Source organism: Accumulibacter sp. (assembly GCF_032229525.1).
Lineage (GTDB): Bacteria > Pseudomonadota > Gammaproteobacteria > Burkholderiales > Rhodocyclaceae > Accumulibacter.
Genome location: NZ_JAVTWB010000061.1, coordinates 1 through 16,435, shown reverse-complemented (window position 1 = coordinate 16,435; position 16,435 = coordinate 1). Strand labels below are relative to the sequence as shown.

Genomic DNA, 16,435 nt, shown 5'->3' with positions numbered 1-16,435 from the left:
CATTATCCTGTGCCAAGGCGTTGCCCAATGCCAATGGCAAAACCGCGGCAAGCAAAATTCCGGCACCGCGCAGTCTGCGATGATTCGTCATTCGTTATGACCCTCCGTTGTCGTTGTGCAGCCGGCAAAACGCCAGACCGTGGTGACGGTTTACGCCCGGCCAAACGAATAGTCGTTGATTCTGGTCAACTATGCGCAATTATTGCTGCGCGAAAGCTCGACCCTTGATCTGTCGGGGCACGGATTGAGCACAGCGCTGGCTGCCTGCTACGCTCCGGAACGTGCACGAGCGTCGTGATACCAAACCCTATTTCCGGTTCAAAAACAGGGTGACAAGAAGGGTAGCCTCCTGCCTGCAATACAAGGCATGCGGCGCGGCATTGTTCAGGTAGATGAGGCCGCCCGACAACAACGTCTGGGTTCTATCGTGACAGCTGAAGTCCACTTCACCGCTCAGGCACTGCACCGTCATGGCCCCGGCCGCGCTGTGTTCCTGCATGTCGGTACCGGCGCTGAGGACCAGGCGGAAGATCTCGATATGTTCGTCGCGCACCAGGGTGGCCGACGTGTCGCTGGCGAGCGCGGCGGTAGCATCGTTGATATTCACCAGATCGCCCGACTTGGCGTGTGATAGTGCCATGACAAAACCCTCCTCGACGAAATGAGCGTCCCCCGGCAGCACGATGTCATCCGGCTTTCTGTAGATCAAGATCCGATCCGGCTTGACGTCGTAATCGGCAGCTCACGATTCGAAGGCACGGTGCTCGTAGGGAGCTTTACCGGCTGGAAAGCTCAACCCGTAAAATGACAAAGGCCTACCCAGGTTTCCCTCCTCTGCGTCTCAAGCTTCAGGTTCGCGAAATCACCCCAGCACCATCGCGCGGATCAGTTGCTGAAATTTTCGGACGATCAATTGGCGGTCTGCCGCCGGATTGCGAATGGCGCGCACCATCAGACCTTCAAACATTGCCGCAATCACTTCGGCAAGGGTCGCAATCGTCGCAGCATCGTTCGCCAGGCCGTGTGCCTGTCGCAAGGCCTTGAGGGTTTCTTCGAGACCGGCGCTGCGCCGGCTGTCCGCGGCACGGACGATCTCGGCGATTGCCGGGTTGCGCGACGCCTCGGCAACGATTTCCAGCTTGAGCCCTGCGGCGTGTGAATCCAGGTTTCCCAGGACACCGCTTTCCGTACGAAGTACCAGTTCCTCAAGCATGTTCTCTGCTGCCTGCACCTCTGCGGTGAGCGTCAGCAAGCGTTCGACTTCGCGGGCGACGATGGCGGCGATGATGGCCTCCTTGTTCGCGAAATAGTGGTAAATGTGGCCTGCACCCATGCCTGAAGCTTTCGATATTTTCGAAATGCTGGCTCGGTGGAAGCCGTATTCGCGAACACAGTTCTCTGCAGCATCAAGGATCTGGGCGCGGCGCGCTTCAGTGCGGGGGCAATCTGCGGGGCTGGGCGTCTCTTTGGTCATCGGCGGTCTGCGGTAGTTGCGGAACAAGCTTCGGCATCAGCCTGCAATGCTCTGCGAAGGATAAACTAGAATGAACGTTCATTCTAGTTTATCCTTCGCTACCCTTCCGAGATTTCCTGCCCAAGGGTCAACAACACCACCGAGACACAACATGAAGCTTCCATCACGGCTGACTTTCCCAATCCTGGGAATCCCTTTCCCGATTCTGGGGGTCGCGCTCGCCAGCGCCCTGACGCTCGCCGCATGCAGTGATGGCGGCCCCAAGGGACCGGCATCGGGCGCTGCTACCGCCGCGAACCCGGTCGGCGTCATCGTGGCACGCACCGAGCCGGTCAAGCTGACGACCGAGCTTCCGGGACGCACCGTGGCGTACAGGGTGGCCGAGGTACGGCCGCAGGTGAGCGGCATCATCCAGCAGCGGCTGTTCACCGAAGGCAGCGAGGTCAAGGAAGGTCAGACGCTCTACCAGATCGACCCGGCAACGTATCGCGCGGCGTTTGCAAGTGCCAAAGCTGGTCTGAGCCGCGCCGAAGCCAACCACTACGCTGTCCGGCTGAAGGCCGAGCGCTACGCCGAACTGGGGAAGAAAGGGATGATCAGCAAGCAGGCCGACGACGACACCACGGCGGCATTCAAGCAGGCCGAAGCGGATGTCGCCTCGGCACGCGCAGCACTCGAAAAGGCCCGCATCGACCTCGCGTACACCCGTGTGCCCTCGCCCATCGCAGGCCGAAGCGGACGTTCGACCGTCACCGCCGGCGCCCTGGTTACGGCCAACCAGCCTGCCGCACTGACGACCGTGCAGCAACTCGACCCGATCTACGTTGACCTCACGCAGTCGAGCGTTGACCTCCTCCGTCTCAAGCGCGATCTCGCCGAGGGCAAACTGCAGGACCTTGCCGAACACGTGGTTCCGGTGCGACTGCTGCTTGAGGATGGTAGCGAGTACGCGGCAAGCGGCAAGCTGGCTTTCTCAGGTGTTTCGGTCGACACGGATACTGGCAGCGTGACCCTGCGTGCAGTTTTTCCGAATCCGCAGGCCGATCTGCTGCCAGGCATGTACGTCCGCGCTCGCCTCGCACAGGGCGAGATCGAAAAGGCCATCCTGGTACCGCATGCCGCAGTGACTCACGATCGGCGCGGCAATGCCGTGGTGATGGTGGTGGGCGCGGAGGACAAGGTCGAAGCGCGCCCGGTGACCACGACCCGTTCGATCGGCGACAAGTGGTTGGTAAGCGAAGGGCTGGCTGCGGGCGACCGGATCATCGTCGACGGACTACAGAAAATCAGGCCCGGCGCGACGGTGACGGTGCAGGTAGCCGGTGCCGAGGCAACGGCGTCTGCGGCGGTGTCCGCTGCGGCCACGAAGTGAGGAGCTGAAGCGTGGTCAACTTCTTCATCGACCGGCCGATCTTCGCCTGGGTCATCGCCATCGTCATCATGCTGGCGGGTGCGCTTGCCATTCTGCAATTGCCGGTATCGCAGTATCCGTCGATCGCCCCACCCGCCGTGGTGATCAACACCAGCTATCCGGGCGCCTCGGCGAAGGCGGTTGAGGAGTCCGTCACCCAGATTATTGAGCAGAAGCTGACCGGCCTCGACGGCCTGCTTTACATCAACTCGTCGAGCGACTCCTTCGGTCGCGCCGCGATCACCCTTACCTTCGATGCCGCTACCGATCCGGACATTGCCCAGGTGCAGGTGCAGAACAAGCTGCAACTCGCCCTGCCGCTATTGCCGCAGGCAGTACAGCAGCAGGGCGTGCAGGTCGCCAAGTCGGCCCGCAACTTCCTGATGGTGATCGGCTTCGTGTCGAAACAGGGCACGCTCGACAACGTCGACCTGGCGGACTTCATTGTCTCCTCGGTGCAGGATCCGCTGTCGCGCGTCACCGGTGTCGGCGAGGTGCAAATTTTCGGATCACAGTATGCAATGCGGGTCTGGATCGATCCCACCAAGTTGAACAACTTCCGGCTGACGCCGGCTGACATCCGAACGGCGATCGAGGCACAGAACACGCAGGTCTCGGCCGGCCAGCTCGGCGGAACGCCGTCGCTGCCTGGCCAGGGTTTCACCGCCTCGATTACTGCCCAGAGCCGCCTGCAGACCGTCGGGGAGTTCGAAAACATCCTGCTGCGCAGTTCCAGCCAGGGCGGCGAAGTACGACTCGGGGATGTGGCGCGGATCGAAATCGGCGCCCAGGACTACAGTACCGTTGCGCGCTATAACGGCCAGCCAGCGGCGGGTATCGGCGTGAAGTTGGCCGCCGGCGCCAATGCCCTGAAGACCGCCACCGCGGTGCGCGCCACGCTGGCAGAGATGAAGCGCTATTTCCCGGCCGGCGTCGACGTGGTCATCCCTTACGACACCACGCCCTTCGTGAAGATCTCCATCGAGGAAGTGGTCAAGACCCTGCTCGAGGCCATCGTGCTGGTGTTCCTGGTGATGTTCCTGTTCCTGCAGAACTTTCGCGCCACCCTGATTCCAACCATCGCCGTACCGGTGGTGCTGCTCGGCACCTTCGGGGTGATGGCGGCCTTCGGTTTTTCGATCAACACCCTGACCATGTTCGGCACCGTGTTGGCCATCGGTCTGCTGGTGGACGACGCCATCGTGGTGGTCGAGAACGTCGAGCGAGTGATGAGCGAGGAAGGCCTGTCAGCGCGCGATGCAACGCGCAAGTCCATGGACCAGATTACCGGGGCGCTGGTCGGCATCGGCCTGGTGCTGTCAGCGGTATTCGTACCGATGGCCTTCTTCGGCGGCTCAACCGGTGTTATCTACCGCCAGTTCTCGATCACCATCGTCGCCGCGATGGCCCTGTCGGTGCTCATCGCCCTGGTGTTCACCCCGGCGCTGTGCGTCACCATGCTGAAACCGGTGGCCAAGGGCCACGGTCACAGCGAGGGCGGCTGGTTCAGCGGCTTCTTCGGCTGGTTCAACGGCATGTTCGAACGTAACACCGGGCGTTACGAATCAGCGGTCGGACGCATCCTTCGGGGCAGCGGGCGCTATCTGGTGATCTACGCGCTTATCGTGGTGGCGCTCGGCTTCCTCTTCGTGCGCATGCCGACCTCCTTCCTGCCGGAAGAGGATCAGGGCGTGATGTTCACCCAGGTCATGCTGCCTGCAGGCGCCACTCAGGAGCGCACCATCGAGGTCCTCAAGAAAGTCGAGCGCCACTTCCTCGACAGCGAACAGAACACCGCCGCTTCCATCTTCACCGTCGCCGGCTTCAGCTTCGGTGGCCGTGGCCAAAACATGGGCATTGGCTTCATCAATATGCGCAACTGGAGCGAACGGCAGGGACCGGGCATGAGCGTCAAGGCGATCGCCGGACGTGCAATGGCCGCATTCTCGAAGATCCGTGAGGCGATGGTCTTCGCTTTCGTTCCACCGGCGGTCATCGAGTTGGGTACCTCCAACGGCTTCAGCGTCCAGCTACAGGACCGCAGCGGCCTCGGCCACGATGCCCTGGTGGCTGCACGCAACCAGTTTCTGGGTATGGCGAGAGAGGACAAGCGGCTGGTCGGCGTGCGCCCGAATGGTCAGGAAGACATGCCCGAGTACCAGCTCGAAATCGACCATGCCAAGGCCGGCGCCCTCGGGGTAAGCGTGGCGAACATTAACGACACACTGTCCACGGCCTGGGGTGGCAGTTACGTCAACGACTTCATGGACCGTGGGCGAATCAAGAAGGTCTATCTTCAGGCCGAGGCCGCTGCCCGCATGACCCCGGATGACCTCAAGAAATGGTACGTGCGCAACGTGAAAGGCGAAATGGTGCCTTTCTCGGCCTTTACCACGGCCAGATGGGGTTTTGGCTCGCCGCTTCTCGAACGTTTCAACGGGCAGCCCTCTGTCGAACTGCTCGGCCAGGCAGCGCCCGGGCTCTCGTCTGGTGACGCGATGAATGCCGTTCAGGAGCTCATCGCCAAACTGCCACCCGGCATTGGCTATGAATGGTCAGGCACCTCCTACGAGGAACGCCGCTCAGGGGCGCAGGCACCGGCGCTGTATGCCTTGTCGCTGCTGGTCGTGTTTCTCTGCCTGGCAGCACTTTACGAGAGCTGGTCGGTACCTTTTGCGGTGATGCTGGTGGTACCGCTGGGCGTGCTCGGTGCGCTGCTGGCCGCAAGCGGTCGCGGCCTGTCCAACGACGTGTACTTCCAGGTCGGCCTGCTGGCAACCATCGGCCTGTCGTCGAAGAACGCGATCCTGATTGTCGAATTCGCCAAGGCACAGGTCGACGCCGGCCACGATCTGGTCAGCGCCACGCTGAGCGCGGTGCGCATGCGCCTGCGCCCGATCCTGATGACCTCGCTGGCCTTCGGGCTGGGCGTGTTGCCGCTGGCCATCAGCACTGGCGCCGGCTCTGGCAGCCAGAACGCGATCGGTACCGGCGTACTCGGCGGCACGATCTCGGCCACCGCACTCGGTATCTTTTTCGTCCCGATGTTCTATGTGCTCATCAAACGCATTTTCAAGGACAAGACGGCAGCGCCTGAGCTTGTGGTCGCGGCCTCCACGGAAGTCAAGAAATAACGCCAATTTCTGCTTTGACACTTACCGCGGAGGCAAGGAATTCGCGGCCTTTCTGAGACAGGCGCCGTGTGGCAGCAGATCAATGATCCGCTTGCCCAAGAAGCCGCCGACCGAGTCCGCGACCACACTTGCCTGGAAGAACGGGCGAAGCAGGTCAGCCAGAGGGAAGCAGAGGCGCTTGCCGGTGACGCTACCGAACGCCATCGCCTGCGGGTTGCGCACAAGCAACTCTGCGCTACGCACTCTAATTGTTTGCGCCGCTCTTTCCGGGTGAACTGCTACGATAGATTGACCTGGTCTTGGCGAACGCAGCCCACCTCTACCGTCAGCCCGGGGTTGAACGCCGAGTTCTCAGCCTTGCCGTTTTTCACGTAACCGCGCGGGTTGGCGAGCACCCGTGAGCGCTTGATGTGGTAATCGCAGCTGTCGTGGGTGTGGCCATGCACCCACAGCGCGGCGCGGCGCCGCTCCTCCCGACCAGCGCATCCAGGTTCGAGACAAAACAGGCGTTCAGGAGCGATCCGGCAAAACGCGGAGCGATACTGCCGGCCGAAGGCGCAAAGTGGGTCACGACGACCGTTTCGCCATCGAAGGGTTCAGCGAGTCGCGCCTCCAGCCAGTTGGCGTGCTGCATAAAGAGCGTTGCACAGTGCACCGGCGAAAGTGTTGCGAGCCCTTCTTCATCCACAGTGATGCGGCTGAAATCCCGGCTGAAACGCCTGGCCTCGTCCATCGCCTTTTCACGTTCCGGACCATCCCCATAAAGGAGAAAATCAGTCCACAACGTTGCTCCGAGCACACGCACTTCGCCGATGCGCTTTTCAGCGCCATCGAGCAGAGTCACGTTGCTGTCTTGAACGACTTCCCTGAGCAGGCGGTCCGTCGCCGGCAAGCTGGAGCCGTAGTATTCGTGATTGCCGGGTACATAAATGATCGGGATTGGCAACTCTCTTGCCCAGCGCAATGCTTCGACCGGACGGTGAATATCCCCGGCGAGAATCAGCAGGTCTGCACCGACGTTCGGAAGGGCGCATGGTGCGAGGCCGAGGTGGATGTCCGAAACGATCTGGATTTTCATGGTTTGGCCCGGAAGCGCGGATGAAGACGGCAGGGGCAGTCGCGAAACGTTTCGCCTTGGCAGTGCTCAGCGCAAATCAGTTCTCCCGCTGAAAACGGGAAATCTTGTTCGAGCTTGGGCGCCACGACGGGCACCCAAAGGTTTCCATGGTCAACCGCGAAGAAAGAACAGCGTGGTCATGAGCAAACCGATGGCAACAATACCGGCACGCAGCATGGGCGCGGGAATCCGCCGCGCCAGCCGGGCACCCAGATACCCGCCCGCAGTCGCTGCAACCATCATCGCCAGCGCCTGCGGCCAGGCCACGACGCCACCCCAGGCGTAGATGGCGACGGCGATCGCGGTCAGCAATGCCGAAACCACGTTCTTCATGCCATTCATGGCATTCAGGTTGTCTTGACCAAGCAAGCCGAACAGCGCCAGCAGCAGGATGCCGAGGCCCCCGTTAAAGTATCCGCCATAGATGGAGACGGCCAGCATGCCCGCAGCAGCCCTCCCCACTGAGGCATGGCCGGTCTTGCTGCCCTTGAGTCTGCGGAGCAGTATCGGACCGACGGCAAAAAGTATCGTTGCAAGCAGCAATAGCCAGGGCACGATTCTGCTGAAGGTTCGGTCGTCGGTAACCAGCAGCAGGGCGGCGCCGGTTGCGCCGCCGACCAGACTGAGGACAGTCAGACTGCGCAACGACAGACCGGGTGGCGCCTCCATGTCTTCACGAAATCCCAAGGCGCCCGAAACATAGCCGGGTAACAGGGCAACGGTGCCCGTGGCATTCGCGATAACCGGTGGCATGCCGGTGAAAACCAGTGCCGGGAGCGTCAGAAAACTGCCGCCACCGGCGATGGCATTCAATGCGCCCGCAATGAAGGCTGCAGCGAGCAACAGGATGACGTTAAGCGGGTCGTTTAGCATTAAACGGGACGATCTGAAAAGGTATCGAGAAAAACAGCAAATCGCAAATAGGGCTAGACCCAACACTCGTGTCACCGGCCGCCATTAAACTCTCGCCCGCTACCGAGTCGCAGCCGCTTGGCATGCCCTCGTCAAGTCAAAATTCTTGCGGCACCAAAGCTCTATTTTCGACCTGCCGAGGCACGGATTGGGCACAGCGCTGGCTGTCTGCCACCCTCCGGAACGTGCACGAACGTGGTGATACCAAGCCCTATTTCCGGTTCAAGAACAGGGTGACAAGAAGGGTAGCCTCCTGCCTGCAATACAGCGCATGCGGCGCGGCATTGTTCAGGTAGATGAGGCCGCCCGGCGACAAGGTCTGGGTTCTATCGTGACAGCTGAAGTCCACTTCACCGCTCAGGCACTGCACCGTCATGGCCCCGGCCGCGCTGTGTTCCTGCATGTCGGTACCGGCGCTGAGGACCAGGCGGAAGATCTCGATATGTTCGTCGCGCACCAGGGTGGCCGACGTGTCGCTGGCGAGCGCGGCGGTAGCCGCGTTGATGTTCACCAGATCGCCCGACTTGGCGTGTGATAGTGCCATGACAAATCTCTCCTCGACGAAATGAGCACCCCCGGCCGAGCCGGGGGTCTTCAGTAGATGATCCGCTCCTGGCGGCCATCCGGAGGCGCCGACACCGCCTCCCCAAGTTCATGGCCTCACCTGCAGCGGTGGCGCGCCGTCACACCCGGTCGAACGGATCCATTCGCATCCCCGCTCGATCACCAATAACGAATAGCTGAGAACAGCGCAGCACAGCCACCCCGCATACGCGATGCCAAATAGCTGCTCTGCCGCCCAGTCAAATTCCTGTCTGAGCGATTGCGAAACCAGGGTCTTGCGCCACGATGCGACGCACCATTACCCCTCCTCTTCGGGGTTGTGAAAACAGTCACAGACTGCTTCTGCGGCGATCACTCGGCGAAGTTCGGCGAAGCGCTGCTCGGTCTGCGAAACAAAAAGCGGATCGGCCGGCGCCGGCCTGGGCAATGCTGTGACCATGGCAGCCCAATCCTCATCATCAAAAACCTCCTCGGCCAACGGGAAAAGGGCCAATTCCTCTACCGCCATGTTGTGGCGAAGGCGTTCAGCGTATAGCCGGGCGTTGCCCGCAACAGCTGGCCAGGACGTCGTTTCCTCGCGGGCAGCCGACTCCAGATCGCGCATCAAGTCAGCGCCCTGCCTGGCCAATACTTGATGCTGCCTACCGATCTCGTCACCAATGTCGGCCAACAGCGCATTTCTGGTGCGCAGACTGGCCACAATACAGTCCTCGACCGGGTGATGACGAAGGTCTGGAAAGCTTGTCAGGTAAGAAAAAACGTCAGCCAGAAGCGTTATCTCGGCGAGCGTTGGATGGATCCGATTGGCAGGAAAACGATCAAGCAGGCCGACCAGCTTGCCAAGGTTGCGATGCTCTAGCAACAGCCTGGAAATTACCTCGTGCACTTGATTCTCCCTTCAGTGGTGCTGCGCACCGACATCCCGGGGGATACGCAACCGTTGGCAATCTGTCACACCGAGATCATCGATTGTCGTTCGCGCGACTGCCGTTGGAGACTCTCACCTCAGTCCTGATCCTCTTCGTGCAGGTCGACCAGGTCCGCGAATTCCGGGTGACGCTTGATGAAGCTGGCGACATACGAACAGCGAGGGACGATCTTCCAGCGCCGTTGCCGCGCCTCGTCCAGCGTCCTACGGGCCAAGGCAGCGGCTATGCCGTGTCCGCGCAGTTCGTCGGGGACAAAGGTATGGTCCAGGATGACGCGCTCGCCTTCGATGACGTAGCTCAGGGACGCCAGAGCGGCGCCCGCCGAAGATTCAAAGCGCTGCCTGGCGACGTTGTGGGTGACTGGGCAGGGCTCGGTGCTGGTCGCCGAACGCGACGTCGGGAACTCGGGTGAAGATACCGGTCTGCGCCGTTTCCAGTCGTCTTCCATCTGCGTCCTGATAGCGAACGTCGAGCGCATGGCCAGAACCTGGCCGGCCAGGCTTTCGGCATCCGGCAAAGTGGTCGAGCGAATCGCGTGCTTGACGTCCAGCAGTCGGCCCGGACTGACGCTGAGACGCCGAAATCCCAGGCCGATCAAGAGGTTCGTGTATGCCGGATCGCTGGCGATTTCGCCGCACAGGGAGATCGGTTTGCCCTTGCTCCTGGCCACGCCCACCAGCGTGGCGAGCACCTGGATGACTGCCGGATGCAATGGCTCGTAGGTGGACGCCGCCTGGCCACGAATTCGGTCAGCCGCCAGCAGAAACTGGACGAGGTCGTTGGTGCCAACACTGAAGAAGTCGACCTCGTCGGCCAGGTGCTCGATGACGATCGCCGCAGAGGGCGTTTCGATCATCGCGCCGACGGGAATATCGGGATTGAACGACTGCCCGGTGGCGACGAGTTCCGCTTTTGCCGTTTCGATCGCTGCTTTGGCCGCGCGCAACTCGTCCATGCCATCGATCATCGGCAGGAGAATGGCGACCGGATGCGATGCGCTGAGCCTGAGGATGGCGCGCAGCTGTGCCTGCATGAGGGTCGGATGCCCGAGCAAAAGCCTGATGCCCCGATAGCCCAGGGCGGGATTGTCTTCGCGGGACAGCGGGAAATAGCTCAGCGGTTTGTCGCTGCCGACATCGAGAAGGCGGATCACCGTTTCGCCCGGCTGCAGGTGCTCGGCGGTGGCACGGTAGAACTGGTACTGCTCGTCTTCCGAAGGAAAATGATCCTGGACCAGGAAGCCGAACTCGGTACGATACAGGCCGGCGCCATCGGCTCCCAACTTCGCGGCCGTCACCGCATCGGCGGTCTGACCGATATTGGCAGAGAGTTTGATTTCGATGCCATCCCGAGTGACCGCTGGCAGGCCGATCAAGCCTTTCAAGACACCCTGGTAGACCTGGAGGTCGGCCTCCAGTCGGTCGTATCTGCGCAGCACCTCTGCTGGCGGGTTGATGAAGGCGCGTCCGGCCAGCGCATCGACGATCACCAGATCGCCGGTGCGGATTCTCCGAGAGGCCTCGGGCACGTGCACGAGCGTCGGGATGCCAAGCGAGCGCGCCAAAATCGTCGCATGCGCCGTGAGGCCGCCTTTTTCGACAATCAAGGCACGCACGCCGTGGCCTTCGAGCTGGGCAACGACAGACGCCAGCAGCTCGTCGGTGACAATGACGCAGCCATCGTGAAGAACAGGAACATCCGGCCGCCCATTCTCCTCAAGGTGATCCAGCAGGCGTCTGCCCACGTCGTGCAGGTCGGTGGCCCGCTCGCGGAAGTAGGGATCATCGAGGCGCGCAAACAAGTCCATCAGTCGTTTGATCGCTTCATCGACGGCAGCCTCGACATTCATCCCATTTTCGAGGCAAAGCTCACGCACCGCATCGCGCAGTTGCACGTCGCGCAGGAGGAGGATTTGTGCTTCAAAAATCTCCGCCTCATCCTTCCCGAGGCTGCGCCGGACGCTCTCTTGAACCTCCAGCAGCTTCCTCTCCGCGGCGGAAACCGCGGCATCGAAGCGCTCGATTTCTCCTTGCACTTCCGTTTCGCTCACCTGCCGGCGCGGAATGGCGATCTGTTTTCTGGCGCAATCGCAGTGCAAAGCAGGCCCCCGAGCAAGCCCGGGGGATGCGACCTGGCCAATGATCATCAAAGACGCGGGCCGTGCCTTGTCGGTACTTTCCATCAGCTTGATGGCTCCTGGTGGGTGATCATTCCATGGACAGGGCTGCAGCGAAGTCCGCGAGCAGGTCGTCGGCATCCTCGATGCCGACAGAAACCCGCAACAAGCCATCGCTGATTCCCGCACGCTGTCGCTCGGCCGGCGTCATCGTGCGGTGCGAACTGCGACTCGGCACGCAAATCAGGCTTTCGACACCGCCGAGACTCAATGCCGGCATGACCAGCCGCAGCCGGCTCAGCAGGCGATCCACCTGCTTGGGTTGATGCAGTTCGAAGGACAGCATGCCGCCAAAACCGCGCATCTGGCGCGCGGCGATGGCGTGGTCGGGATGTTCGGGCAAGCCGGGATAGTTGACGCGCGCAACCGCCGGATGCGCGGCGAGGAAGCGCGCCAGCCTGCCGGCATTCTCGTTGTGCCGTTGCACGCGCAGGGCCAATGTCTTCAGGCCGCGCTCGAGCTGGGAACAGGCGTTCGCGTCGAGCATGCCGCCAAAGCTCACGGCACTCGCCAAGACACGGTTGACGGTTTCAGCGGACGCCACGACGACACCCGCATTCACGTCGCTGTGGCCGTTGAGATATTTGGTCGCGCTGTGGATGACGGCGTCGATACCCAGTGCAATCGGATTCTGGTTGATCGGCGTAGCGAAGGTGTTGTCGATGACGGTCAACACGCCGTGGCGTTTGCCGAGCGCGGCCAGCGCAGCCAGATCCACACAGTGCAGCAGGGGGTTCGAAGGTGATTCGACATAGATCAGCCGCGTCTCGGGTCTGACGGCTGCGGCGAACTCTGCGACGTTCGCACCCCACGAAACCTGCACGCCGAGTCGCGGCAGTTCCTGACCGATCAACTGCATGCTGCCGCCGTAGAGATCGTTCTGGAAAATCGCGTGTTCACCCGCTTTGAGGTGGGCGAGCAGGAAAGTGGAAATGGCCGCCATACCCGAGCCAAAAACAATCGCCGATTCGCCCCTTTCCAGCGCTGCCAATTTGCGGTTGATGACCTGCTGGTTGGGCGTATTGAAGCAACGCGGATAGAGGTTCTCGTCAGCCGGGTTTGGTACCGCATAGGCCGTTGACGTGAAAATTGGACTGCACGCGCCGCCAGTGGCCTGGTCCCGATAAGTGCCAGCGTGGACACAGAGCGTCGAAAGGCGGTGGGTATGGGAGTCAGTGGTCATCACGTTTCTTCGCTCGACTTTGGCTGTGTGTCTCATCGTGCATTGTGCGTGGGCTCTTCCATCGGCCGGATCACGCCTGAACCACGCGCTTCACTTCCTTGCCTCGGGCATGCCTTGCAGCCTCCGAGGGCAAGCGACTCGCGGCAATGCCGCTTGCCCTTGCGTCCAGCCAACTCTATCATACTGTGATACAAATATCAGGGAAGGCGGTTGGCCAAAAAATGTCTGAGCAGCGAATGTTGAAGGCTGACTTTGAAACGCTGGCCCACTTTCGCTACCAGCTGCGCCGCTATCTGCGCTTCAGCGAAGAGGTGACGCGTGGGAACGGGATAACACCCTTGCAGTACCTGCTGCTGCTGCAGATCAAGGGTTTTCCCGGGCGCGAGTCGGCGACCGTGGGCGAACTCGCCGAACGCTTGCAGGCGAAGCACCACGGGGTCGTGTCGCTGATTTCGCGCTGCGAGCTCGCCGGGCTGGTAAGGCGTAGCGCCAGCTGCGGCGACCGGCGGCAGGTGGACGTGCAACTGACGCAAGAAGGAAACGAATGCCTTGAGCAGCTGGCAGACCTTCATCGCCGTGAGCTGCTGTCGTTGCAGGGTAAATTCACGGTGCCCGATTTGACGACGCTCGGTCACGAATAACCGCCGATGGCTGCGCTCGTCTCTCTGGAAAGGAGTTACAGGATGCAGGGAAATTCCGGGTTTGCAGAGGTGAATGCTGGTCTCTTCGAGGCGATCGTGGCACAGGCGCCGGACGTCATCATCTTCGCCGACTGCAAGGGAGCGATCCGCGTCTGGAACCAGGGCGCTGAAACCGTTTTTGGCTACACCGCTGCCGAAGTTCTCGGCGACAGCCTCGACGTGATCATTCCGGAGCGGCTGCGAAAAGCGCACTGGGACGGCTTTCACAAAGCCATCGACAGCGGCCAGACCAAACACCGAAACAAGGTGCTGACGACCCGGTCGGCGCACAAGGACGGCAGCAAGCTCTACGTGGAGTTGAGCTTCGGCCTGGTGCGGGACGCCAGCGGTGCGGTTGTCGGTTCGCTGGCTATCGGTCGTGACTGCACCGACCGCCACCTCAAGGCGGTCGCGCAATCTTCCAGCCCCAGCGCAAAGCAAGCCGAGTGACTGGATCGTGAAGTGACGACAAACCTCCCGGAGTTTTCCGCGCCGATCGCTGGAACCGAAGCGCCGCTGGAAATGCTTGCCGCTTGCCACCGCAGGATCGAAGCGCAATGCACGGACTTGCGGCGCCTGGTGCCGCACCTGCTTGCCCACGGCGCCGACGACGCGGCGCGTACGGCCACGATCAGGCTGATGCGCTACTTCGACACATCAGCCCTGCTCCATCATGCCGATGAGGAAGACGACCTCTTTCCAGCGTTGATCGAATCGATGGCGGGATCGGACGCGATCTGCCTGCGCGAAATAATCGCTGGGCTGACGGCCGATCACCGCGCACTGGAAGCGTGCTGGCGCCACCTGCGCGCCATCCTCGAGAGGATCGCAGCCGGCGAGTGCGTGCCGCTGCTGGTCGACGATGTCGAGGCGCTGGCGGTGCGCTACGAACAGCATATCGAGCGCGAGGAAAACGAACTCTTGCCAATGGCGGCGCGCTTGTTGAGCGATGCCGAGCTCGCTGGCGTCGGCCGTGCGATGCGCGCGCGCCGGAAAATTGATGATGTTAGTTAGTTGAGCTCAGCGCCGATCCGTGTACGGCGACAGACTGAAGCCCGCTTTCTCGATGGCGGGTAACCGTCCGCCGGAGCCGACTTTATACGCAGGGCGCGGATCTGCAATTGACCCCGGTTGACCGAGCCTCCTATACTTTTTGTTGTTGACACGCGTGCCGCCGCTTGCCACGTGCCAGTTCATGATGACGCCTTCAACCTCGCCAGGAGCGCGCGCGATGAGAGTTTTCCAAATTCAGGACGACTGGGGCATGGACCATCTGCAGCTGGCCAGCCGGCGCGATCCGCAGCCCGGGCCGGGGCAGGTGTTGCTGCGGATGAAGGCGGCTTCGCTGAACTACCGCGACCTGGTCGTACCGAATCGCGGCTACGGGTCGTTTACCGGGACACTGCCGCTGATCCCGATTTCCGACGGTGTCGGCGACGTCGTCGAGGTTGGTGCGGGGGTGAGCGGGGTGCGCGTCGGCGATCGCGCATGCCCCTGCTTCCACCAGGGCTGGCTGGCCGGCGCCCCCGATCTCGAGCGGCTGACACAGACGCTTGGCGGGCCGGTCGACGGGATGATGGCCGATCTCCTGTGCCTGCCCGAAAGCGGCGTCGTCAAGGTGCCCGCTCATCTCGCCGACGAGCAGGCGGCGACGCTGCCCTGCGCGGCGCTTACGGCGTGGAGCGCGGTCGTCACCTACGACACGCTCGGCCCCGGGTCGCGCGTGCTGGTGCAGGGAACCGGCGGTGTGGCGCTGTTCGCGCTGCAGTTCGCGAAGCTGCTCGGCGCGCACGTGACGGTCATTTCGTCGAGCGATGCGAAGCTGACACGCGCGCAAGCCCTCGGCGCGGATGCCGGGATCAATTACCTGACGACGCCGGAATGGGCCAGGCCGGCGCGAGCAATCACCGGCGGGCGCGGCTTCGATCACATCGTCGAACTTGGTGGCGAGAAGACCTTGCCGCAATCCTTGCGCTGCATCAAGCCGGGCGGCACGTTGTCGATGATCGGCGTATTGTCCGGGTCGAGCCTGGCTGCGCCACTCGGGCTGGTGGTAACGCGCCAGGTGCGCCTGCAGGGAATCACCGTCGGCCATCGCGACGGTTTCGAGGCGATGCTGCGGGCGATCGAGCAGCATCGGATGCAGCCGGTGGTCGACCGCGTCTTTACCTTCGAAGAACTCAAGGAAGCGATGGGCTGGCTGAAGAGCGGCGCCCATTTCGGAAAGATCTGCATCCGGCATTGACAGCGCGAGTGGTCGCCGATCCGCCGCGGCTGACCCTGACCTGCGGGATCGGCGATTGTCCAAGGAGAATTTGATGTCCCGCGCTGCTCAGCCACACTCCCTGCATATCTCCTATCCAGAGGAGCTGCACGCCAGGACCGTGCAGCTTCTGGCTACGCTCGAGCATGCCGAAGATCCGACGGTGCACCGCGCGGCGCTGGGCGATCTGGTGGTGGAACTGACCAACAGCGGCATGGACTACTGCTTTCTCAAGCCACTCCTGCTGGCCAAGGTCGGCTTCGTCGTACAGCAGTCGGCCAATCTCGGGGTAGCCGGCGCCACCCGGATCATGGCGCCAATGATCCGCAACATCATTGCGCGGCTGGACAGGCGCCAGTTGTTGGTCGTTGCCGACTATATCCGCCACCTGATGGGTACGCGGCGTCCTCGCTAGCCGCCTTACATGGGGTAGACCCAACACCCGTGTCACCAGCCGTCATCTGGAAGATGTTGTTTTAGCGCAATTGCGCGTATTCCAAGCGGCCTGATCAGGCGTTCCAGTAACGTTCGTACGAAGATCGATGCACATGACCGTCTACTGTCAATAACACTGCATTTCCGGTATCGACCC

At 61.9% G+C, this 16,435-nt stretch carries 15 protein-coding genes; 7 read left to right on the top strand and 8 right to left on the bottom strand.

Annotation, left to right across the window (positions count from 1 at the left end):
• Positions 1-307 precede the first annotated feature (307 nt).
• Positions 308-709, bottom strand: a complete 402-nt coding sequence (locus RUW20_RS04155) for a cupin domain-containing protein (RefSeq protein ID WP_313950934.1) — start codon at positions 707-709, stop codon at positions 308-310.
• A 153-nt stretch (positions 710-862) separates the two neighbouring features.
• The gene (locus tag RUW20_RS04150) at positions 863-1,474 is read right to left on the bottom strand and encodes a TetR/AcrR family transcriptional regulator (protein WP_313950933.1); all 612 of its coding nucleotides are present in this window, start codon (positions 1,472-1,474) and stop codon (positions 863-865) included.
• Between the two features lie 151 nt (positions 1,475-1,625).
• Here RUW20_RS04150 and RUW20_RS04145 point away from each other — a divergent pair, with 151 nt between their 5' ends.
• Positions 1,626-2,846 (top strand): efflux RND transporter periplasmic adaptor subunit, encoded by a 1,221-nt coding sequence (locus RUW20_RS04145; RefSeq protein ID WP_313950932.1) that lies wholly within the window; start codon positions 1,626-1,628, stop codon positions 2,844-2,846.
• An 11-nt stretch (positions 2,847-2,857) separates the two neighbouring features.
• Positions 2,858-6,019, top strand: coding sequence for an efflux RND transporter permease subunit (locus RUW20_RS04140; protein WP_313950931.1), 3,162 nt, complete (start codon positions 2,858-2,860; stop codon positions 6,017-6,019).
• Positions 6,020-6,386: 367 nt separating this feature from the next.
• Here the strand turns inward: RUW20_RS04140 and RUW20_RS04135 are convergent, their stop codons facing one another.
• The 6 genes from RUW20_RS04135 to RUW20_RS04110 all read right to left on the bottom strand — a co-directional run bounded on the left by RUW20_RS04135 (position 6,387) and on the right by RUW20_RS04110 (position 12,900).
• Positions 6,387-7,097 (bottom strand): metallophosphoesterase family protein, encoded by a 711-nt coding sequence (locus tag RUW20_RS04135; RefSeq protein ID WP_313950930.1) that lies wholly within the window; start codon positions 7,095-7,097, stop codon positions 6,387-6,389.
• 150 nt (positions 7,098-7,247) lie between these two features.
• Positions 7,248-8,009 carry a sulfite exporter TauE/SafE family protein gene (locus RUW20_RS04130; protein ID WP_313950935.1) on the bottom strand — a complete coding sequence of 254 codons (762 nt, stop codon included), beginning with the start codon at positions 8,007-8,009 and terminating at the stop codon, positions 7,248-7,250.
• 250 nt (positions 8,010-8,259) lie between these two features.
• Positions 8,260-8,592: a cupin domain-containing protein gene (locus tag RUW20_RS04125; protein WP_313950929.1), complete on the bottom strand. Its 333-nt coding sequence runs from the start codon at positions 8,590-8,592 to the stop codon at positions 8,260-8,262.
• Positions 8,593-8,910: 318 nt separating this feature from the next.
• Complete coding sequence (locus RUW20_RS04120; RefSeq protein WP_313950928.1) at positions 8,911-9,498, bottom strand: hemerythrin domain-containing protein; 588 nt, start codon at positions 9,496-9,498, stop codon at positions 8,911-8,913.
• 119 nt (positions 9,499-9,617) lie between these two features.
• Positions 9,618-11,723, bottom strand: a complete 2,106-nt coding sequence (gene ptsP / locus RUW20_RS04115) for a phosphoenolpyruvate--protein phosphotransferase (protein ID WP_313950927.1) — start codon at positions 11,721-11,723, stop codon at positions 9,618-9,620.
• A 25-nt stretch (positions 11,724-11,748) separates the two neighbouring features.
• Positions 11,749-12,900, bottom strand: coding sequence for a PLP-dependent aspartate aminotransferase family protein (locus tag RUW20_RS04110; RefSeq protein ID WP_313950926.1), 1,152 nt, complete (start codon positions 12,898-12,900; stop codon positions 11,749-11,751).
• Positions 12,901-13,136: 236 nt separating this feature from the next.
• On the opposite strand from RUW20_RS04110, the gene RUW20_RS04105 reads away from it, so the two are divergent.
• The 5 genes from RUW20_RS04105 to RUW20_RS04085 all read left to right on the top strand — a co-directional run bounded on the left by RUW20_RS04105 (position 13,137) and on the right by RUW20_RS04085 (position 16,258).
• A complete protein-coding gene (locus RUW20_RS04105; RefSeq protein ID WP_313950925.1) occupies positions 13,137-13,541 on the top strand; it encodes a MarR family winged helix-turn-helix transcriptional regulator in 405 nt (134 codons plus the stop codon).
• 42 nt (positions 13,542-13,583) lie between these two features.
• Positions 13,584-14,030 carry a PAS domain S-box protein gene (locus RUW20_RS04100; RefSeq protein ID WP_313950924.1) on the top strand — a complete coding sequence of 149 codons (447 nt, stop codon included), beginning with the start codon at positions 13,584-13,586 and terminating at the stop codon, positions 14,028-14,030.
• Between the two features lie 12 nt (positions 14,031-14,042).
• Complete coding sequence (locus tag RUW20_RS04095) at positions 14,043-14,594, top strand: hemerythrin domain-containing protein (protein ID WP_313950923.1); 552 nt, start codon at positions 14,043-14,045, stop codon at positions 14,592-14,594.
• Positions 14,595-14,811: 217 nt separating this feature from the next.
• The gene (locus RUW20_RS04090; RefSeq protein WP_313950922.1) at positions 14,812-15,825 is read left to right on the top strand and encodes an NAD(P)-dependent alcohol dehydrogenase; all 1,014 of its coding nucleotides are present in this window, start codon (positions 14,812-14,814) and stop codon (positions 15,823-15,825) included.
• A gap of 73 nt (positions 15,826-15,898) precedes the next feature.
• On the top strand, positions 15,899-16,258 hold the full coding sequence (locus RUW20_RS04085) for a hypothetical protein (protein ID WP_313950921.1): 360 nt from the start codon (positions 15,899-15,901) through the stop codon (positions 16,256-16,258).
• The last annotated feature ends 177 nt before the right edge of the window (positions 16,259-16,435 follow it).

Bases quoted from the DNA above. Each gene is read 5' to 3' on its own strand.
- RUW20_RS04125 (WP_313950929.1), bottom strand. From the start codon at position 8,592: ATGGCACTATCACACGCCAAGTCGGGCGATCTGGTGAACATCAACGCG.
- RUW20_RS04145 (WP_313950932.1), top strand. From the start codon at position 1,626: ATGAAGCTTCCATCACGGCTGACTTTCCCAATCCTGGGAATCCCTTTC.
- RUW20_RS04100 (WP_313950924.1), top strand. From the start codon at position 13,584: ATGCAGGGAAATTCCGGGTTTGCAGAGGTGAATGCTGGTCTCTTCGAG.
- RUW20_RS04105 (WP_313950925.1), top strand. From the start codon at position 13,137: ATGTTGAAGGCTGACTTTGAAACGCTGGCCCACTTTCGCTACCAGCTG.
- RUW20_RS04110 (WP_313950926.1), bottom strand. From the start codon at position 12,900: ATGACCACTGACTCCCATACCCACCGCCTTTCGACGCTCTGTGTCCAC.
- ptsP (WP_313950927.1), bottom strand. From the start codon at position 11,723: ATGGAAAGTACCGACAAGGCACGGCCCGCGTCTTTGATGATCATTGGC.
- RUW20_RS04150 (WP_313950933.1), bottom strand. From the start codon at position 1,474: ATGACCAAAGAGACGCCCAGCCCCGCAGATTGCCCCCGCACTGAAGCG.
- RUW20_RS04135 (WP_313950930.1), bottom strand. From the start codon at position 7,097: ATGAAAATCCAGATCGTTTCGGACATCCACCTCGGCCTCGCACCATGC.
- RUW20_RS04090 (WP_313950922.1), top strand. From the start codon at position 14,812: ATGAGAGTTTTCCAAATTCAGGACGACTGGGGCATGGACCATCTGCAG.
- RUW20_RS04085 (WP_313950921.1), top strand. From the start codon at position 15,899: ATGTCCCGCGCTGCTCAGCCACACTCCCTGCATATCTCCTATCCAGAG.
- RUW20_RS04130 (WP_313950935.1), bottom strand. From the start codon at position 8,009: ATGCTAAACGACCCGCTTAACGTCATCCTGTTGCTCGCTGCAGCCTTC.